General features: G+C 71.3%; 17 protein-coding genes. 5 read left to right on the top strand and 12 right to left on the bottom strand.

From position 1 onward, the window contains the following. Positions 1 to 15: 15 nt before the first annotated feature. Complete coding sequence (locus tag ACWEVO_RS01315; RefSeq protein ID WP_452305568.1) at positions 16 to 1,869, top strand: GH39 family glycosyl hydrolase; 1,854 nt, start codon at positions 16 to 18, stop codon at positions 1,867 to 1,869. A gap of 81 nt (positions 1,870 to 1,950) precedes the next feature. Here ACWEVO_RS01315 and ACWEVO_RS01310 read toward each other — a convergent pair whose 3' ends face one another. From ACWEVO_RS01310 to ACWEVO_RS01290, 5 genes are read right to left on the bottom strand one after another with little or no spacing between them, the layout of a single operon-like run. Then, positions 1,951 to 3,492, bottom strand: coding sequence for a glucoamylase family protein (locus ACWEVO_RS01310; RefSeq protein ID WP_452305567.1), 1,542 nt, complete (start codon positions 3,490 to 3,492; stop codon positions 1,951 to 1,953). Positions 3,493 to 3,522: 30 nt separating this feature from the next. Beyond that, positions 3,523 to 4,371, bottom strand: a complete 849-nt coding sequence (locus ACWEVO_RS01305; RefSeq protein WP_452305566.1) for a carbohydrate ABC transporter permease — start codon at positions 4,369 to 4,371, stop codon at positions 3,523 to 3,525. A gap of 2 nt (positions 4,372 to 4,373) precedes the next feature. Then, positions 4,374 to 5,336, bottom strand: a complete 963-nt coding sequence (locus tag ACWEVO_RS01300) for a carbohydrate ABC transporter permease (RefSeq protein ID WP_452305565.1) — start codon at positions 5,334 to 5,336, stop codon at positions 4,374 to 4,376. A 1-nt stretch (position 5,337) separates the two neighbouring features. Continuing rightward, positions 5,338 to 6,606, bottom strand: coding sequence for a sugar ABC transporter substrate-binding protein (locus ACWEVO_RS01295; RefSeq protein ID WP_452305564.1), 1,269 nt, complete (start codon positions 6,604 to 6,606; stop codon positions 5,338 to 5,340). A 44-nt stretch (positions 6,607 to 6,650) separates the two neighbouring features. Beyond that, the gene (locus ACWEVO_RS01290; RefSeq protein ID WP_452305563.1) at positions 6,651 to 7,682 is read right to left on the bottom strand and encodes a LacI family DNA-binding transcriptional regulator; all 1,032 of its coding nucleotides are present in this window, start codon (positions 7,680 to 7,682) and stop codon (positions 6,651 to 6,653) included. 119 nt (positions 7,683 to 7,801) lie between these two features. On the opposite strand from ACWEVO_RS01290, the gene ACWEVO_RS01285 reads away from it, so the two are divergent. Then, complete coding sequence (locus ACWEVO_RS01285) at positions 7,802 to 8,710, top strand: beta-galactosidase (protein WP_452305562.1); 909 nt, start codon at positions 7,802 to 7,804, stop codon at positions 8,708 to 8,710. Between the two features lie 63 nt (positions 8,711 to 8,773). Beyond that, positions 8,774 to 10,219, top strand: a complete 1,446-nt coding sequence (locus tag ACWEVO_RS01280) for a hypothetical protein (protein WP_452305561.1) — start codon at positions 8,774 to 8,776, stop codon at positions 10,217 to 10,219. Between the two features lie 82 nt (positions 10,220 to 10,301). Here ACWEVO_RS01280 and ACWEVO_RS01275 read toward each other — a convergent pair whose 3' ends face one another. Beyond that, positions 10,302 to 11,258 (bottom strand): helix-turn-helix transcriptional regulator, encoded by a 957-nt coding sequence (locus tag ACWEVO_RS01275; RefSeq protein WP_452305560.1) that lies wholly within the window; start codon positions 11,256 to 11,258, stop codon positions 10,302 to 10,304. A gap of 57 nt (positions 11,259 to 11,315) precedes the next feature. On the opposite strand from ACWEVO_RS01275, the gene ACWEVO_RS01270 reads away from it, so the two are divergent. Continuing rightward, positions 11,316 to 12,059, top strand: coding sequence for an alpha/beta fold hydrolase (locus tag ACWEVO_RS01270; RefSeq protein WP_452305559.1), 744 nt, complete (start codon positions 11,316 to 11,318; stop codon positions 12,057 to 12,059). A gap of 108 nt (positions 12,060 to 12,167) precedes the next feature. Here ACWEVO_RS01270 and ACWEVO_RS01265 read toward each other — a convergent pair whose 3' ends face one another. From ACWEVO_RS01265 to ACWEVO_RS01255, 3 genes are all read right to left on the bottom strand, one after another. Beyond that, positions 12,168 to 12,539, bottom strand: a complete 372-nt coding sequence (locus ACWEVO_RS01265) for a hypothetical protein (protein ID WP_452305558.1) — start codon at positions 12,537 to 12,539, stop codon at positions 12,168 to 12,170. 230 nt (positions 12,540 to 12,769) lie between these two features. After that, entirely contained in the window at positions 12,770 to 13,483 is a 714-nt protein-coding gene (locus tag ACWEVO_RS01260) for an alpha/beta fold hydrolase (RefSeq protein WP_452305557.1), read from the bottom strand. Between the two features lie 185 nt (positions 13,484 to 13,668). Continuing rightward, positions 13,669 to 14,163, bottom strand: coding sequence for a YcxB family protein (locus tag ACWEVO_RS01255; RefSeq protein ID WP_452305556.1), 495 nt, complete (start codon positions 14,161 to 14,163; stop codon positions 13,669 to 13,671). 193 nt (positions 14,164 to 14,356) lie between these two features. Here ACWEVO_RS01255 and ACWEVO_RS01250 point away from each other — a divergent pair, with 193 nt between their 5' ends. Beyond that, positions 14,357 to 15,238, top strand: a complete 882-nt coding sequence (locus tag ACWEVO_RS01250; RefSeq protein ID WP_452305555.1) for a fructosamine kinase family protein — start codon at positions 14,357 to 14,359, stop codon at positions 15,236 to 15,238. 25 nt (positions 15,239 to 15,263) lie between these two features. Here the strand turns inward: ACWEVO_RS01250 and ACWEVO_RS01245 are convergent, their stop codons facing one another. The 3 genes from ACWEVO_RS01245 to ACWEVO_RS01235 all read right to left on the bottom strand — a co-directional run. Continuing rightward, complete coding sequence (locus tag ACWEVO_RS01245) at positions 15,264 to 16,007, bottom strand: SAM-dependent methyltransferase (RefSeq protein WP_452305554.1); 744 nt, start codon at positions 16,005 to 16,007, stop codon at positions 15,264 to 15,266. A 136-nt stretch (positions 16,008 to 16,143) separates the two neighbouring features. Continuing rightward, on the bottom strand, positions 16,144 to 16,893 hold the full coding sequence (locus tag ACWEVO_RS01240) for a hypothetical protein (protein ID WP_452305553.1): 750 nt from the start codon (positions 16,891 to 16,893) through the stop codon (positions 16,144 to 16,146). A 78-nt stretch (positions 16,894 to 16,971) separates the two neighbouring features. Continuing rightward, positions 16,972 to 18,155 (bottom strand): FAD-dependent oxidoreductase (locus ACWEVO_RS01235; protein ID WP_452305552.1); only part of this gene is annotated, 1,184 nt, incomplete at its 5' end.

The raw sequence follows: 18,155 nt of genomic DNA, 5'->3' as shown, positions 1-18,155 counted from the left end.
GCGAGGAGGTACCCGGTGACGAACGCCAGCGGACCCGAGCCGTCCGACGCCCGGACCGATTGGGAAGCCCGCATCGCCCGGCACAGCGACGAAGGCGGCACGCCGGCGCTACCCGACCTGCCACCGCCGGCCCGCCTCACCGCCACCCCCGGGCGCGGACATGTCCGCCTCTCCTGGCAGCCCGTCAACGGCGCGGTCGGCTACCTGGTGCATCGCGCGACGCTGGATGGCGATCGGGCGTCGGGGCCGTTCACTCCGGTGGACCACCTCGGCGGCGACGTGCTCGCCGTTCCCGACACCTGGTACGTCGACACCACCGGTAGCCCGGGCGAGCGGTACGCGTACGCGGTGGCCGCCGTACCCGAGGTGACCGTGACCGGCGCGCTCAGCGACGCGGTCACGGCGGCCGCCCTGCCGGGCGCCGGGGAACCGACCACCGTCACGCTCCACCTCGACGCGGACGCCGCCGGCAGCACCCTGCACCGTCCGTGGCAGCCGATGATCGGCAGCGAGCGGCTGTCCCAACTGCTCTGCCGGGACCGCTCGGGTGGCCGGGAGATCGGCGGCGAACTGCTGGCCGCGCTCCGCCGGGTACGCGAGGAGATCGGCGTGACCGCCGTGCGGGCGCACTCGATCCTGCACGACGACCTCGGTGTCTACCGCGAGGTCGACGGCGAGCCGGTGTACGACTTCAGCCGCGTGGACCAGGTCTACGACCTGCTCCTGGGCATCGGCATGACGCCGGTGGTGGAGATCGGGTTCATGCCCCGCGACCTGGCCACCGACCCGGATCGCACAGTCTTCACCTATCGCGGCATCATTTCCCCGCCGCGGGACTGGGACCGGTGGTCCGGGCTGGTGCGGGCGCTGGTGGCCCACCTGCTGGACCGGTACGGCGAGCAGGTGCTCGCCTGGGACTTCGAGGTGTGGAACGAGGCCAATCTGGAGGTCTTCTGGAGCGGCAGCCGCGAGGAGTGGATGCGGCTGTACGACGTGACCGCCCGCGCGGTCAAGGACGTCGATCCGCGGATCCCGGTGGGTGGGCCGTCGTCGGCGGCCGCCGGCTGGGTGGACGCGCTGCTGGAACATGCCGCGCGGTCCGGGGCACCGGTGGACTTCGTCTCCACCCACACGTACGGCAGCCCGCCGCTGGACCTGCGGCCGACGCTGGCCCGCCTCGGCTTTCCCGACGCACGGATCCTGTGGACCGAGTGGGGCGTCACCCCCACCCACTTCCACCCGGTCAACGACGGCACCTCGGCCGCGACCTTCCTGCTCACCGGCATGCGGTCGGCCGCCGGCAGGGTCGACGCGCTGTCCTACTGGGTGGCCAGTGACCACTTCGAGGAACTCGGCCGGCCGCCGAGGCTGCTGCACGGCGGGTTCGGCCTGCTCACCGTCGGCGGTATCGCCAAGCCGCGCTACCACGCGCTGCGGATGCTCGCCCAGCTCGGCGAGACCGAACTGCCGGTACGGGCCGCCGGCGACGGCGCCGAGGGCCTGGTGCAGACCTGGGCCAGCCGGCGCGGTGACGGCAGCCTGGCGATCCTGATTTGGGTGTCCACCCTGGACCAGGACAAGCGGGACGGGGATCCGGCGCTGGCCCGGCGGATCCGGCTGGTCGTCGACGGCGCGGCCGGCCGGCCCGCCCTGGTCTCCCGGCTCGACCGGGAGCACGGTGACGTCACCACGCTCGCCGAGCGGCTGGGGGTCGCCGAGTGGCCGACCGACGAGCAGTGGGCGGCGCTCCGCGCCGTCGACCAGCTCACGGTGGAAAAGGTGCAGCCGTCCGCCGACGGCGGAGCGGCGGTGCTGGAACTGGACCTGCCGCAGCCCGGCGCGGTGCTGGTCGAGGTGCCCCGGGCGTGAGCCGCGCCGGCCACCGGGAGGATCCGGCCGCATCTGGGACGTAGGGCCTGCGGCGGCCGCAGGCCCTACTTCCCGGTGCCGTCAGCCGGCCGCCCGCAGCTGGGGAAGGTCCTGGTTGGCCGGCACGTTGAACGTCTCCTGTGCGATCAGCGGACGGATCCGGCGTTCGAACTGTGGCGAGACGAACGCGCGGCGGAGCAGGTCGTTGCCGAGCTCGTTGCCGAGCGCACCCATGATCATGGCCTGGTCGAGGGACAGGTAGCGCTTGGCCACGGTGCCGCTGCCGACGGCGATCGCGTCGTAGAAGCCACCGGGGCCGTACGAGTCGAAGTTGGCCTTGAGTCGGGCGAGGTTGTCGACGGCCGCTGCCTTGGCGTACGGAAGGGCGAGGAACGCCGCGTGCGGGGTCACCACGCCGTCGCCGTAGTCGGGGTCCGGGCCGGCCGGGCGGCAGTCGCCGAACCCGGCGTCGTACTTCGAGTGCTCCATGTCGGACGGGTAGCCGTCGGTGTCCATGCCCATCGCGTCGACACCCCAGGCCTGGTAGCCGCCGGTCGGGTCGCTGGCCGGGGAGAAACCCCAGTAGCCGTACCCGGCGTCGTTCATCCCGTGCTCGATCTGGCCGGCGACGGTCGCGGGATGGTTGCGGCCCCAGCTGTTGGGCGCCCACCGCGCTTCGGGCACGAATAGGTCGGGCATCAGCGCCTCGAACATGTCGCCACCCCAGCTGGGTACGAACTGGATGCCGCGGTACCGGTAGGCGCCCTCATACACCGCAACGCCCTCGTAGCTGGTGTCGAAGCCGACCGGCTGCATCTCGTGCCAGCTCCAGTCGCAGGTGGCCGGCAGGGTGCGCATGGTGTTGTAGTAGGCCTTCGGTGGGATCTGGCCCATCGCGATGCCGAGGTACGTCGCGATGCGCGGCTCGGTGACGGTGATGTCGTAGTGGTTGCAGGTGAACCACACGCCGTCCCGCTGCCGCGAGCACCCCGGCGGTGGCGCGTCCCAGAAGCCGCCGGCGATCAGGCCGCTGGCCCCGAACGGGGTCGACGCCGCCGGGTTGTAGTAGAAGCCGAAGTTCATCCTTCGCAGGATCGCGTCGGCCTGGCCGCGCAGCTCCGGCACGGCCCCCTTGACCACGTTGAGCGCCGCCGCGAGCCAGCCGTTGTCCACGCTGGACATGAACGGGTAGACGGTGCTGCCGTTGTCGGGCCAGACGGTGACGACCGAGCCGTCCCGCGGGTCGTACCAGTTGTAGTACATGCCCGAGGCGGTGTGGTGCTTGAGCCGGGCGAGCGTGTCGAGGGTCTTGGCGATCCGTTGACGGGCTTCGGACCGCGAGATGATGCCGAGCTTGCTGGCGACCACCGCGGACCACAGGTAGCCGCCGATGTTGGTGGGGGACGTGTAGGTGGCGCGGCCGCCGGCGGCGAGGTCGCCGGTGATGTTGTCGGCGATCAGGCCGGTGCCGGGGTCGGTCATGGCGGCCATCGACCGCCACGTGTCCGTGGCGTAGCGGAGCAGGGCCCGGTCCGGGCCGCGCTCGTCGGTTGCCGCGACGGCGGGCGAGCCGCCGGCCAGCACGAGTGCCAGCGCGAGGAGCGGTGCGAGAAGGCGTCGCATGGGTCTCCTTGTCTGGTGCGGGAGCATGGGTCACTTGATTCCGGTGGTCGCGATGCCGCGCAGGAAGTGCCGCTGCAGGAGCAGGAACACGATGAGCACCGGGAGCACGACGACGACCGCGCCGGCGAGGAGCAGACCGTAGTCGGTGCGGTTCTGGCCGACGCTGTAGAGCGCGAGGGCGACCGGCAACGTGTACTTGTCCTCCGTGGTGGCGACCACGAGGGGCCACAGGAAGTTGTTCCAGGAGCCGAGGAACGTGAGGATCCCGAGGGTGGCCAGCGCCGGGCGGCACAACGGGAGCACCACCCGCCAGAAGATCCGGAATTCGCCGGCGCCGTCGACCCGGGCGGCCTCGATGAGGTCGTCGGGGATCGACTGGAGAAACTGCCGCATGAGGAACACGCCGAAGGGTCCGACGAGGAACGGCAGGATCAGGCCGGCGTAGGTGTTGGTCAGGCTCATGTTGCTGACCAGCACGAACTGCGGGACGAAGGTCACCATGCCGGGCACCATGAGCATGCCGAGCACGGCCAGGAAGAGCATGCGCTTGCCGGGGTAGCGCAGCTTTGCCAACGCGTACCCGACGAGCGAGCAGAACAGCAGGTTGCCGACCGTGACCACGGCCGCGACCAGAGCCGAGTTGACGAAGTAGAGCGGGAAGTCGAGCCGGGAGAACAGCTCGCGGAAGTTGTCCAGCGTGAACGTCTCGGGCCACCAGGTCGGCGGCACCGCGCGGATCTCCCGCTCCGGCTTGACCGATGCGAGGGCCATCCAGACGAACGGTCCGGCCACGGCGAGCAGTCCGAGGACCAGGACGACGTGGAGCACTGTCCTGGCGACCCGGTCCCGGGTACGCAGGGTGGTGTCTCTCGTGGCCATCGTCAGTCCCTCTCCCCCAGCAGGCGGAACTGCACGACCGACAGCGCCACGACCGCCAGGAAGAGCACGTAGCTGGCGGCGGCCGCGTAGCCGTAGTTGCCGAAGCCGAACTGGTTGTAGATGTGGAACGAGACCGACAGCGTCGAGGAGAGGGGGCCGCCCTGCGTCATGACGAACGGCTCCTCGAACAGCTGGAGGTAGCCGATGCCGGTGACCACCCCGCCGAAGAGCAGCGTCGGCCGCAGCATCGGCAGGGTGACGTTGCGGAACTGCTGCCACCGCGTCGCGCCGTCGAGCGTCGCGGCCTCGTACAGGTCGGCCGGGACCGCCTGGAGCCCGGCCAGGAAGATCACCATCAGGAAGCCGAAGTTGCGCCAGGCCGCCATGACGATCAGCGACGGCAGCGCGAGCCGGGTGTCGAACAGCCAGCTCGGGCCGTCGATCCCGACCAGTCGCAGCAGGTTGTTGACCAGCCCGATCTCGGGGTCGAGCAGGAAGCGCCAGACCACCGCGATCGCCACGATGCTGGTCACGACCGGCAGGTAGAAGCCGACCCGGAACAGCGCGCGGAAGCGTACGAGCCCGGAGTTGAGTCCGGTCGCGGCGGCCAGGGCCAGCACCATCGTCAGCGGCACTCCGATGACGACGAACACCAGGGTGTTGACCGCCGAGCGCAGGAAGAGTTGATCGGAGAACAGGCGGGTGTAGTTGTCGATGCCGACGACGTTGACCGCGAGCGGGTTGCGCAGGTCGGTGGAGCGCAGGTCGGTGAAGCTCATGGCCAGCGAGACCACCACCGGCAGCGCCATGAACACTGCGAACAGCACGGTGAAGGGTGCGGAGAAGGCCCAGCCGGTCAGCGCGCGCCGCAGGCGTTGACGTCGCCGGACCGACCCGGCGGGCCGGCCGGGGCTGCTCGCCCCGTCCGGTCGCGCCGGTGCCGTCGCCGCGGAGGCGCTGACCATGTCAGCTCCCGGTCCCGATGGCGCTCGCCTTCTCCTGGGCCGCCTTGGCGGTCGCGGCGGGGTCGGCGTTCTGCTTGCACAGCTTCTCGACCTCCAGGTCGAAGGCGGCCGCGATCTGCTCCCAGGTCGGGATCGACGGCGGCGCCTTGGCGCTCTTGAGCTGCTGGCCGAACGCGGTCAGGAAGGTGTCGCCGGAGAGCGTGGGGTCGGTCCAGGCGGACTGCACCGCGGGCAGGTCCTTGACCGCCTGGTACCACTTGACCTGCACCTCGGGCTTGCTCAGCCATTGCACGAACTTCCAGCCGCCGTCACGGTTCTTGGCGTCCTTGAAGACGGCGAGATTGCTGCCGCCGATGAACGAGGTCGAGGACTTCTTCGTCGGCATCTGCGCGAGTGCGTACTTGTCCTTGAAGCCGGGGCCGCCCTGGTCGTCGAGGATGCCCACGTGCCACGGGCCGGAGATGAACGCGCCGATGTCACCCTTGATGAAGCCGGGCTCGAGCGAACCTTCCGGCAGTGCGGTCGGGGACAGTCCCTCCTTGAAGAAGGACTGGTAGTAGCCGAGCGCTTCGGTCATCTCCGGGGTGTCGAAGCTCAACTTGTCGGCGCTGGCCACCTCAGCCCCGTTGGACCAGGCGAACGGCAGGACCGACTGCCAGCTGCCGGTCTTGCCGGGCTGGAGGTTGAGGCCCCACTTCGCGCCGGCCTTGTCCTTCATGCCCTTGGCCATGGCCTTGAGGTCGTCCCACGTCTTCGGGCCGTCCGGGAATCCGGCCTTGGCCGCGAGGTCCTTGCGGTAGTAGATCAGCCGGGTCTCCACGTACCAGGGGACGCCGTACGAGGTGTTGTCAACGATCGTGGTGTCCCAGGCGCCGGGGAAGAAGTCGTCTTTCTTGATCAGGTCGGGCGGGGTCGGGTCGAGCGCGCCGGTCTTGGCGAACTCGCCCTGCCAGGTGGTGCCGATCATCGACACGTCCGGGGTCTGCTTGGCGGCGATGGCACTTGCGATCTTCTGGTGCGCCGCGTCCCAGGGCACCGCGGTCACGGAGACCTTCGCGTCGGGGTTCTCGGTGGAGAACTCCTTCGCGAACTCGGCGAGCTTTTCGCCTTCGGTGCCCATCGCCCAGACGGTGATGTCGCCGCTCGCCTTGCCGCTCCCGACGGATTTCGCCTCGTCCTTGCTGCCGCCCGAGTCGCGGCCGCAGCCGCCCAGGGCGACCGATGCGGCCAGGGCGATCACGGCCGCGGCGGCTAACCGCCTACTTCTCATGTCGTACCTCCGGTGGTGTGGTGGTTTCTAGGGGTGTGGGCCGCTCACCTGCCCATACCTGAGGTCGGTGGCGCGGTGCAGCCGCAACTGCGGCGCAGGACGAGTTCGGTGGGCAGCACGAGACTGCCGGCGGGGGTGTTGTCGGGCTGTTCGGCGGCACGCAGGATCAGCCGGGCCGCCTCGGCGGTGAGCTCGCGTACGGGTTGCCGGACGGTGGTCAGGGAGGGGGCGACGAGGGCGGCGGCCGGCACGTCGTCGAAGCCGGTGATGATCAGGTCCTGCGGCACCCGCAGGCCCCGGCCGAGCGCGCCGACCAGCACGCCGAGGGCGATCTCGTCGTTGGCGCAGACCACCCCGCCGGGTCGGGGCGCGTCGCCGCCCAGCAACTGCTCGGCGGCGAGCAGCCCGTCGGCCTGCTGCATGCTGACCGCGACGGGCGCGGCGGGTGGCTGGATGCCGAGGTCGTGGTGCGCCTGCCGGAAGGCGGCCCAGCGTTCGCTGACGTCGGGCGAGCCGGCCGGGTTGCCGACGAAGGCCAGGTCGCGCAGGTCGTGCTCGGCGAGCAGGTGTCGGGTGAGCGCCAGCATGCTGCCGGTGTTGTCGGCGCGAACCGAGGGGATGTCGCCGGGTCCCTCGCCGGCGACCACCACGACGGGGACCATCGTGGCGAGCTGAAGCAGGGTCTCGTCGGCGATGGTGCCGCCCATGACGGCGACACCGTCCACCCGGCGGCCCATCTCCAGCACCTGGTCGTCGGAGTCGGAGCGCAGGTGTGTGCAGAGGATGTGCACGCTGGCGCCGGACCCCACCGCCTCGGACTCGAAGCCCTGGATCAGCTCGGTGAAGTAGGGGCCGGACAGGCCGGGGAAGACCAGGCCGAGGGAGCCGTGCCGGCCGGCGGCCAGGGCCCGGCCGAGGTGGTCGGGGCGGTATCCGTGCTTCTCGATCGCCTCCAGCACCCGGCGGCGCATCTCCTCGGAGACCTGGCCGGTGCCGTTGGAGACCCGCGAGACGGTGGCGACGGAGACGCCGGCGAGCTTGGCGATCTCCCGAACCGTCATACGGCTGTTGCCCATTGCTCCCTCGATCCGTAACGTGCCTTACAGAAACCGGTTTCAGCCGAACCATAGGCAGCGACGACGAACTTCACAACCCTTGCGGCCACAATCTCCCGTGCGAGGAGGCCTGCCCCGAAATGCCGGAAGTACTACTCCGAGATCGCCGGATCCTCGTCGACGGCCGGCCCGAGCTGCTGCTCGCCGGTGAGGTGCACTACTTCCGCCTCTCCCGCGCAGACTGGGCGGACCGGCTCGACCAGCTCCGCGCATGCGGCGCCGACACCGTCGCCACCTACGTGCCGTGGCTGTGGCACGAACTGCCGGACGGCTCGGTCGACCTGACCGGGCACACCCACGAGCAACGCGACCTGGCCGGCTTCCTCGACCTCGCCCACCAGCGCGGACTGCGGGCCGTGGTCCGCCCCGGCCCGTTCGTCATGGCCGAGCTGAAGAACGAGGGCATCCCCTACCGGGTGTACGACGAGCACCCGCACCTGCTCCCCACCACCTGGGACGGGGCGCCGATCAGCACCCGCACCATCGACTACCTGGCACCCGAGTTCCTCGCCGCGGCCGACGCCTGGTACGCCCAGGTGATGCCGCTGGTCGCCGACCGGCTCGCGCCGCGTGGCGGCCCGGTGGTGGCGGTCCAGCTCGACAACGAGATCGGGATGCTGTCCTGGGTGACCAACTCCCCCGACCTCACCGACGGCCTCTGCGCCGACCTGGCCCGCTGGGCCGTCAAGCGGTACGGCAAGGACACCGCCGCGGCACGGATCGGCGCCGACCCGGCCGATCCGGTGGCGTGGTCCACCGCCCTGCGCACCCCGGCCGAGGAGCGGTCGCTGGCGCTGCACGACGACCTGGGCCGCTACATGCGGGACCGCTACCGCCGGTACGTGGCGGCGCTGCGGCGAAGCGTCGAGCGGCACGGGGTGACGGGGGTGCCGTTCCTGGTCAACGTCCACGGCACCGCCGAGCGGCGGGGCCGCACCTTCCCGATCGGGATCAGCCAGCTGGTCGAGGCGTACCGGGGGCAGCCATAGCTCACCTCCGGCTCGGACTACTACCTCGGCGATCTGACCGTCGGCAACGTCGCCGACCTGTACGTGTCCAACGCCTTCCTGGCCGCCACGCACGACCGCGACCAGCCGCTGGCCTGTCTGGAGTTCGAGGCCGGCAGCGGTGACTACGGCGAGGATCTGTCCACGCTCCACCCGCCGGAGGCGATCGACCTGAAGACCCGGCTCTGCGTGGCGCAGGGCAACCGGCTGCTCAACCTCTACCTGTTCGCCGGCGGCCACAACCCACCCCTGGCCGAGCCGGTCGGCGACGGCAACGACCGGATCGCGTTCACCGGTGAGCGGCACGGCTTCGCCGCCCCTGTCGGCCCCGACGGGCGGCTCAACCCGACGTACTCCGCGACACGGCAGGCACTGCACGCCGTACGCGCGGTGGGCGATCTGCTCGCCGACGGCGACGAGGAACACGACGGGTTCGCCCTCGGGTTCGTTCGGGACCACTACCTGACCGAGTACCGCCACCCGGCCTCCACCAACCGGGCGACGCAGGTCGCCGAACTGGAACGGTTCCGCGGCATGGGCGCGCGGGACGTGCTGGCGCGGGCGCTGCTGCTCGCCGGCTACTCGTTCCCCGCGGCGGACCTGCAGGCCCCGGACGGCGCAGCGCACGTGCCGGGCGGCGCCCCGCCGGTGCTGGTGCTGGCCACCGCCCCCACCCTCGGTTCGGACGTCCAGCAGCGGCTGGTCGGCCACCTGCGGGCCGGCGGCCGGCTGCTGCTGCACGGACCGCTTCCCACCCGGGACCACGACGGCACACCGTGCACCCTGCTGGCCGACGCGCTCGGGCTGCGGCCGGACGGCTGGCTGGAGGGCGGGCCACACTACTTCCCGTCGGTGGTCGGCCACGACTGGGCGGCCGGCCCCGCCGAGGTCCGGGTCGGCTACGCCCAACTGCTCGCCGGGCCCGGTGAACGGCTGCTCACCGAGGTCGGCTCCGGCCGGCCGTGCGGCGTCGAGGTGACCGCCGGCACCGGCCGGGCCGTGGTGATCGCCACGGACTACCCGTGCCACCTGGACTTCTGGCGAGCGGTGCTGACCCGGCTCGGGGTGCGGCCCCGGCTGCGGCACGACGCAGGCGACCCCGGGCTGCTGCTCACCTCGACCGTGGACCGGTCCGGGCAACGGCTGCTTCACCTGGTCAACGTCGCACCGTCGGCGATCGAGTTCGGCCTGTGGCACCGGGACGAGCCGGTCCTGTCCGGCCGGCGGCTGCGCATCGGCGCCCGCGCCGGACTGATGCTGCCCGCCGGGATCCGCGTCGGGCCGGCCACACTGATCGAGAGCAGCTGCGAACTGGTGGCCCGCAACGGCTCGGAGGTGCTGCTCCGGCCGACCCAGACCGAGGATGTCGCGGTCTTCGCCACCGACCGACCGGTACGCGCCGACCGGGGTGAGGTGACGGTGGCCGAGGGTCGCGCCATCCTGACCGTCCGGGCCCCGGATGGCGTACCGGTCCGGGTCAGCGTCGACTGACCGCCGCACCGGATGACCGACGGTCGGGGAGGATGCGTAGCCGGCGCGCCGGCCGGCATGACCGGGCGGGCGCGGCTGCTGGTCATCGCCCGGCGTCGGTGAGCAGCCGGGCGGCCAGGGCGCGTATCTCGTCCTTGAGTTCGTCCGGTCGGTCGATCGTGAACGGCCAGCCGAGCCCGGCGAGCATCTGTGCGGCACCGTCCAGCCGTTCGACCCGGGCGGTGAGCCGCACTCCGTCGGGCACCTCGGTAAGCGTGCCGACCGAGGGCGGGATCCGTCGCTGCGCCTGGGCCAGAGTGGTGTGTAGCACCACGGACATGTGGTGCGCGTAGGGCACGGCCGCCAGACCGGCCAGCACCTGAGTGGTGGGATCGAAGCCGGCTGGGATGTCGAACCTGCCCTGGGCGGGGCGGGCCGTCCCGATCCGGTCGAGCCGGAACGTCCGCACGGCCCCGCGGTCGTGGTCGTGACCGGTGACGTACCACCGGCCAGCGTGGAAGACCAGCCCGTACGGGTCGAGTCGCCGCTCGCCGGACCGGCCGCGCCAGGTGGTGTAGGCGATGGTGACCGGTTGCTGATGTCGGGCCGCTTCCGCGAGCACCAGCAGCACTTCGATGCCGGGCGAGGTGGGCTGACGGACCGGTGCGGTGAAGTCCACGGTGGCCAGCAGCGAATCGATCCGCCGGGCGAGGACGGCCGGCAGTACCCGGCGGATCTTCGCGGTCGCGCTCTCGGCGGCCGCGCCTTCGGCGGTGGCCAGCCCGGTTCGGGTAGCGGCGACAAGCCCGAGCATGACAGCGACCGCCTCCTCGTCGGTGAGCATGAGTGGCGGCAACTTGTACCCGGGTGTGAGCCGATACCCGCCGTAGCGGCCGCGCCGCGCCTCGACCGGGATGCCGAGGTCGGCGAGGTGCGCGGCGTAGCGGCGGACCGTGCGCTCGTCGACTCCCAGGCGGGCCGCCAGGTCGGCGAGAGTGAAGCCGCCACCGACTTGGAGGATCTCCAGCAGAGCCAGTACGCGGGCAGTGGGCCGGGCCAACAGTCTGACTCCTAATCCGGGCGGAATGTGTCCGGTATTCAGCCTAGCGTGTGGTCCATGACGACATTCGTACTCGTTCCCGGGCTCTGGCTCGGCGCGTGGGCCTGGCGCCCGGTCACCGCCGCTCTGCGTGGGCACGGCCACGAGGTGTACCCGCTGAGTCTGACCGGCCTCGGCGAGCGGGCCCACCTGGCCCGCCCGGACACCGATCTCGACGTCCACGTCACCGATGTGGTCAACCTGCTGCGCTACGAGGACCTGCACGACGTGGTCCTCGTCGGGCACAGCTACGCCGGCGCGGTCGTGACGACCGCCGCTGCCGACCGCATGCCCGACCGCATCGCCCAGCTGGTCTTCGTCGACACCGGCCCGCTGCCCGACGGCGTGGCCAGCGAAGAGTTCAGCCCGCCCCAGGAGCGTGAACGCCAGGCGGCGATGGTCGCCGAACACGGCGACGGCTGGCGGCTTCCGCCCCCACCGTGGGCCGAACTGGCGGCCGGAGCAGCAGATGTGGATGAGTCGGTCATCGCGCTGCTCGGTGAGCGATCCGTGGCCCAACCGTGGGCAACCGTCACCACCCCGGTGCGGCTCACCGGGGCGTGGGAGAAGCTACCCCGCCTCGGCGTGCTGTCGAGCTTCACCGTCGAGCAGGTACGCCAGATGGCCGCCACCATGCCGCTGTGCCACCACATGACCGGCGACTCGTGGCGGTACGAGGAACTGCCGACGTGGCACTGGCCGATGCTCAGCCGGCCGACGGCGCTGGCCCAGATCCTGCACCAGGCCCGGCCGACGGCATGACGTGCGGTACCCGGGTGACCGCACCGAGGTCACTCGGGCACCGATGGATGGTCTTGGGGTCTCGACCAACAGCAGCGGCCGCGGCCGGTGAACGAGCCCGCGGCCCACCTAGCGGGTCGGGCTGACTGTATCGACGGGCCGTTGGCCCCTACGCAGCACCTCGGCGATCTCGTCGCGCCGACGCAGGGCGGCCCGCCACCCCACGACCTCCGTGGTGACCGTCTCGCCGTTGGCCGCCGTCGCCTCCACCGTCCACGGCCGGCGGAACAGCACTCGCCCCACGACCGCCAGCACCAGCAGCACGAGGACGACGACGAGGTCGATGGCAAGCAGCAGCAACGGAAGCAGTACCCACCAGAACAGCGCGGCGGCCGCGATGACCGCGATGAAGACCACCACGAGGACGATGATCGCGTCCCCGAGGTCGAAGTCGCCTCCCCCGCCCGAACCTGAGGTTGCCGCATCCCCGAGCTGCACCACGCCATCCACCACATCCCCGGAACGGACATCGGGGCTTCTTCGCTTCCGGCGCCAACCGCCGAAGCGTCGGGCGAGGGCTCGCCAGCGGGGTTCCCACGCCACACGCACCGTCCACCGCGTGTCGTCCGGCGCGGTCACCAGAACTCCTCACGGCGACAAGCTATCTGCTCCGAACAAGGCCCGGCATCTCTGGCGATGACGTGCGCTCGGCGGGATGAGGCGTCGCCGGCTCAGTAGGCTGAGGAGCCCCATCCTTCGGTCATGGCGACGAGGCGGGCGGTCACCGCGTCCGGATCGACGAGTTGGTGCAGATGCCCGCCCGGGACCTCGTCGACGTCCCAACCACGTTCCCGGGACTCCTGCGCCATCCGGTCATACGGCGGCCCGAACAGCAGATAGCCGCAGGGCCGATCATCCCAGCCACCAGGGACGGGAATCTGCTGCTCGTAGTAGCTCAACGGAAGGCGGGGCTGCTCAGCCGAGACCGCCGATCTGGTCTGCGGATCGGGGAACAGCCGCGCGACGTCGTCCTCGTTCCACCACGTCGTCCACTGCGGCAGCCGACCCTCGGTCACCTTGCTGCGCAGGTGGTCCAGCCGCTCGGGTGACGCGGCCGGCGTCGACCCGGTAGGGCAGGGCAAACTCGCGTCGACGAATATGCACCCGGCGACCGGACGGCGAGCCGCCCGCATGATGACCGGAACGAGCAGACCGGCGTTGCTGTGCGCGACCAGCAAGATCGGCTGGTCCTGCGGTAGGCGGGAGACAGCGTCGTTGACCTTGGCGGCAACGAGCGGCCAGAACGGCGGGTCGTCGACCTCGGTCACGTCAACCAACGACGGCACCACCGCCACCGCGCCCCCGGCCGCCAGCCGCGCCGCTACAGGAGCCCACGTCAGAGGACCCAGCAGCAGGCTATGGACGAGTACGAACGCGCGATCCATCCACTCACCATTCACCACGCCGACCGCCGGCCGCTACCCGAGCCGCCGCGGCTACGGCGAACTGGACAGTTCCCGCCGGTGCCGACGGGCACGTCCGGGTGGCCCGCCGTCTCCGCGGCATGTCCGCACCCACCCGGGCCGCAGGTGTCCGATACCTCGGAGACCTCGCTCGTTCACGGGATTCATTAAGACTGGAGCAGCCCCCGTCTGGCCAGGTAGGCCCGCAACGTCTCGGCGTCCTCGGCGGACATCAAGCGCCGTGGGATCACGGTCGCCGGCATCCGGCCGACGTACACGATCCAGAACTCCGGGGTCTCCCCCACCCGCGCGACCCCGTCCCAGGCGATGCCGCCCGACTCGGAACCACTGCGCATCATGATGTTGTCGTCGGTGATGTCGTAGGCGCCCTCGACCGCGTACCCACTGGAGCGGCGCCGGGCGCGCCACCGCACCCACGGCGAGTACAGCATCGACAGCACGCCGGCCACGACCATCGCCATGCACAGGGACGACACCCGGTCGCCCCACGCGAAACCCCGCGAGACGACGAAACCGATCGCCCCGACCGCCGTCAGCACCGCCCCGACCTGACCGTACCGGCGCAGCCGAACCCTGCTGAGCGCGGCCGCCACGCGGCCTGGGTAGGCGGGGTCCGCTGGGACGTCGAAACGGATGTGCACGTCCGAACGATAGTGCCCCCACCCGCCCCGGGTAGCGCCTGACCCGCGCCCCACTGGCTGGACCTCCGGGCGTCCCGTGTCGGCGGCTTGGTGGGACCTCTGGCCCCGGGCCGAAGGTTGATCGTGTACGCGTGGCCGAGTGTTCCTCACGTAAGATCTTGCGAACAGGCATCCGGGACAGAAGGAGCCATTGATGCGGTCAACGACGTTCCTGCTGGAGCGTCTGTCCCGGGCCGGGATGCGCGATGTGGTCGCGGTGGAGCCGGCGACGGGTGGGCTCGCGGCGCTCGCGGGCATCGCCACCCGCCGAGACGCGACGTCGGTGTTCGTCAAGGCCTTCGCCGACGCGCCGGCCGACGACGTGTTCGTCGCGGAGGCCGAAGGGTTGGCCGCCCTGCGCGAGCTCGGCGGCGTGGCGACACCCGAGGTGATCCTGGCGGACCGGGACCTGCTGGTGTTGTCGGTGCTGCGGCCGCGGCCAGGCAGCGAGACCTTCTGGGAGCGGTTCGCGCACGCGCTCGCCCGCCTGCACATGGGCACGACCAGTCCTCGCTTCGGCTGGCACCGCGACAACTGGCTGGGCCGCCGCCGGCAGGTCAACACCTGGGATGACGACGGCTTCGCCTTCTTCGCACAGCACCGGCTGCTTCGGTGGCTCGGGGAGCCGCGTGTCGAGGCGGCACTCGACGCCGGGGACCGGGCGGCGCTGGAGCGGCTGTGTGACCGGCTGCCCGACCTGCTGCCGGACCGGCCGGCATGCCTGACGCACGGCGACCTGTGGGCTCAGAACGTGCTGGCCGCCCCGGACGGGCAGCCGGCGCTGATCGACCCGGCCGTGTCCTACATGTGGGCCGAGGTCGACCTCGCCCATGTGTGGTCCACCTCGCCCCCACCGGAGGCGCACCGGTTCTTCGCGGTCTATGCGGAGCTGACCGCGCTCGACAGCGGCTGGCGGGCGCGCATGCCGATTGTGCAGCTGCGGCAGCACCTCGCCGTACTGGCCCAGTTCGACGACGACTGGGGCGCGGGCGAGCAGATCCGCGCCACCCTCGCCCCGTTCCGCTCGCGAATCTGACCAGCGGCGCGACGGCTGACCACGATCAGGTTCGGCGTAGTACCAGCGTCACGAAGCCCAGAACGTTGCGGTAGCCGCGCAGCCACTGGTCGCGGTGCTCCCGGGCGACGGTGAGCGCCTCGGCGGTGTCCGGGTGGCCCGGGTTGTCCAGCGCCCACTCGGTGAGCGAGCCGATCCACGACCATTCGTAGTCGTCCCACTCTGCGGCGTCGCTGACGTGGGCATACACCGGCGTCCAGCCGGCCTGCTCGGCAGTGTCGACGAGGCCGGCGAGGTCGGTGAACTCCTCGGGGTTCGCATCGAGCGCTGAGAGTGCCTCCGGAGCCGGCGGGACCTGCCAGAATCCCTCCCCGACCATCAGGACGCCGTCGGCATTCACGTGCCGACCGGCCAGTTCCAGCGTCTCGCCGAAGCCGCCGAACGCGTGTGTCGACCCGACGCACAGCACCAGGTCGTAATCGCCGTCCGGCACGTACGTCCGGGCGTCGCGCTCGTGCAGGGTGAGCCGGTCGGCGAGGCCGCGTTCAGCGGCGGCCGTGGCGGCGCGTTCGAGGGCGTACGGGCTGAGATCTACGCCGTCCGCGTGCCCGTCGGGGTAGTGCGCGAGGGCCTGCAGCGCCCAGGCACCCTCTCCGCAGCCGAGGTCGAGGACACGAGCCGCTGGTTGGCGGTCTGCTCGGCGCAGGAGTCGGTTGAGGTTGACACCGGAGATCGGGGCCGCGATCGGGTGGTGCGAGTGCGCGATGCTGCTGAGCCGTTGACGATCCACCGGCAAAGTCAACACGAGCCCGGTCGACGGTCGCACTCGGTTTGTCGTGCCAGGCGCGGTCGGCGGCCGGGTGCCCGCCGTCGACCCCAGTCCGCCGTCCTACCCGAAGCACCTTCGCAGAAGCTGGTGTCAGGGGTCAGGGGCGTGATCCGGTCGCTACCGTGGTCGCGGCGGCGACCAGCAGCTTCCTGAGCCGGGCATGCGGAAAATGCTCGTCGGCCGGCGCCGGCGGTGTGACCCGGGTGCTGTAGAAGTCGGCGTCGCGGTCGTCGTCCTGTTCGGCCCACAGGTTGCCTTCTTCGTCGCGGTGCCAGACCACTTTCTGGCCGCGGAAGTCGGCGCGTTCGAGCCAGTCCGTGCCCGTGGGCCAGTAGCCGTCCCAGCCGTGCGGCCGCAGGGCGACGTATGCCGCGTCCACGGCGGCAGCGGCGGCGTCTATGTCGTCGTCGTCGAAGACCGCGGCGAACCGGCACAGCAGGGCCATCGGCACCCCGGGGTGCGACAGCAGCGGATCCCGTACGGCGATCGCCCGGCAGATCAGATCGAGCTCCGACCAGCGCAGCGCGTACGGGTGCCAGTGCGCCAGGTCGTCCCAGCCCAGCCCGGCCCACTCGACGGCACCGGGCCCGGTGATGCCCAGCTCGTACGAGTCGAGCCGGGTGTTGACGTCGAGCAGGATGAGGTGGCCGCCGCCGACGTCGAAGGTGACGTTGAGTGGCTTGCTCCGCTCGTCATCCTCGTCGTCATCATCGACGTCGTCCTGGTCGAGCAGCTCTTCAAGGGCACCGAGCCGATCGGCGCCGGGGCCGTCCTCCGTGGCGAAGGTGTACCGCGCCCAGAACGCGGGGTCGTGCAGAGATTCGCGCAGCGAGCCTGGGATACCCATCCCACGATCATCGCCTGCCGACGCGGGCACTCCGTCAGCCGGGGGTCGGCTGCCTTCCGTTCAGGACCTTCGTCCTGATCAGTGGCACTGGGCCACCAGCGGCTCATTCTCGTCGACGACATACGTCGACAGCATCATGGTGGTGACATCCGGCGTGATGTTCCGGGCGTTGTGGATGACCCCCGGCGGGATGAGAAAGGGCTGCCCGGCTTGAATGGTGAGGGTGGGCCGGTCGTCGAACTCCATGGCGACCGTGCCGCGGATCAGGAATCCCACCTCCTCACCCGGGTGCTTGTGTCGGCCCGACGCCAGCCCGACCGGTATCTCGAACAGCGTCTGCACGATCAACCGGCCCGGTACGGAGGCCGCGTGCCGCTGAAGTTCGGTGCGCCGGACGCTCGGCGGCTCCGCAACGCCAGGATGCTGCGGCATGCGCTTGTCCCTCCCCCATCCTCGGTACGTCGTCGCGCAGCCCGCTTGCGGCGTTGCGTCAGCGGGAGATCGCGTGTGCGAATCGCGCTTCCGGCGGTTCTGGGTGTCCAGCACCTCGCCGGCGGCCCGCTCGCCGGCCAGCACGGCGCCCTCCAGGTAACCCGCCCAGCGGGTGGCGGTTTCCGTGCCCGCCCAGTGCACCCGGCCGACCGGTCGGCGTAGCTGGGGCCCGTAGGCGGCCCACGAGCCGGGGGTCAGTGCCCCGCAGAAGCAGCCCCGGGTCCACTCGTCCGCCGACCAGTCGTACTCGACCAGTTCGTCAGGGTGCGCCGCGGACGGGCCGACCATCAGCACCAGGGCGTCCAGCAGGGCTGACCGCCGCTGGCCTGGTGACATCTGGCGTAGCTCGCGCGCCTGGCTGCCGTACGCGAACGCGGTCAGCACGCCGCGCGGGAAGCCGGGCGTGCCGTTGTCCACCGTCTCCGTCACCGGCCCCTCCGCGGCGGTGGCGACCCCGGAAAGGCCCTCGGCGCGCCAGAACGGCTCCGGGTAGATCGCGTGCACCTTCAGCGTCGATCCCATCGGCATCCGCTGGGTCAGCCCGTCCCGCAGCGCCGGCAGCGGCGGCCGGTGGGCAATCCGCCCGGCCAGCGCGGGAGCCACCGCGACCACCGCGGCGTCCGCATGGTGGCTGCCGCGATCCGTGTACGCGACCACGTGGTCGCCGTCGTGGGGGGGGGCCCGGGCCCGGGCGCCGGCCCGCGCGCGCCCCCGGGGCCCCGGCCCGCCGGCGCCCCGCCGACCAACACCCACAGCGACACCCTCCACAC

Source organism: Micromonospora sp. NPDC003776, from assembly GCF_053605645.1.
Note: the sequence above shows the minus strand (reverse complement) of the source record. Positions and strands in the feature narration are given on the sequence as shown.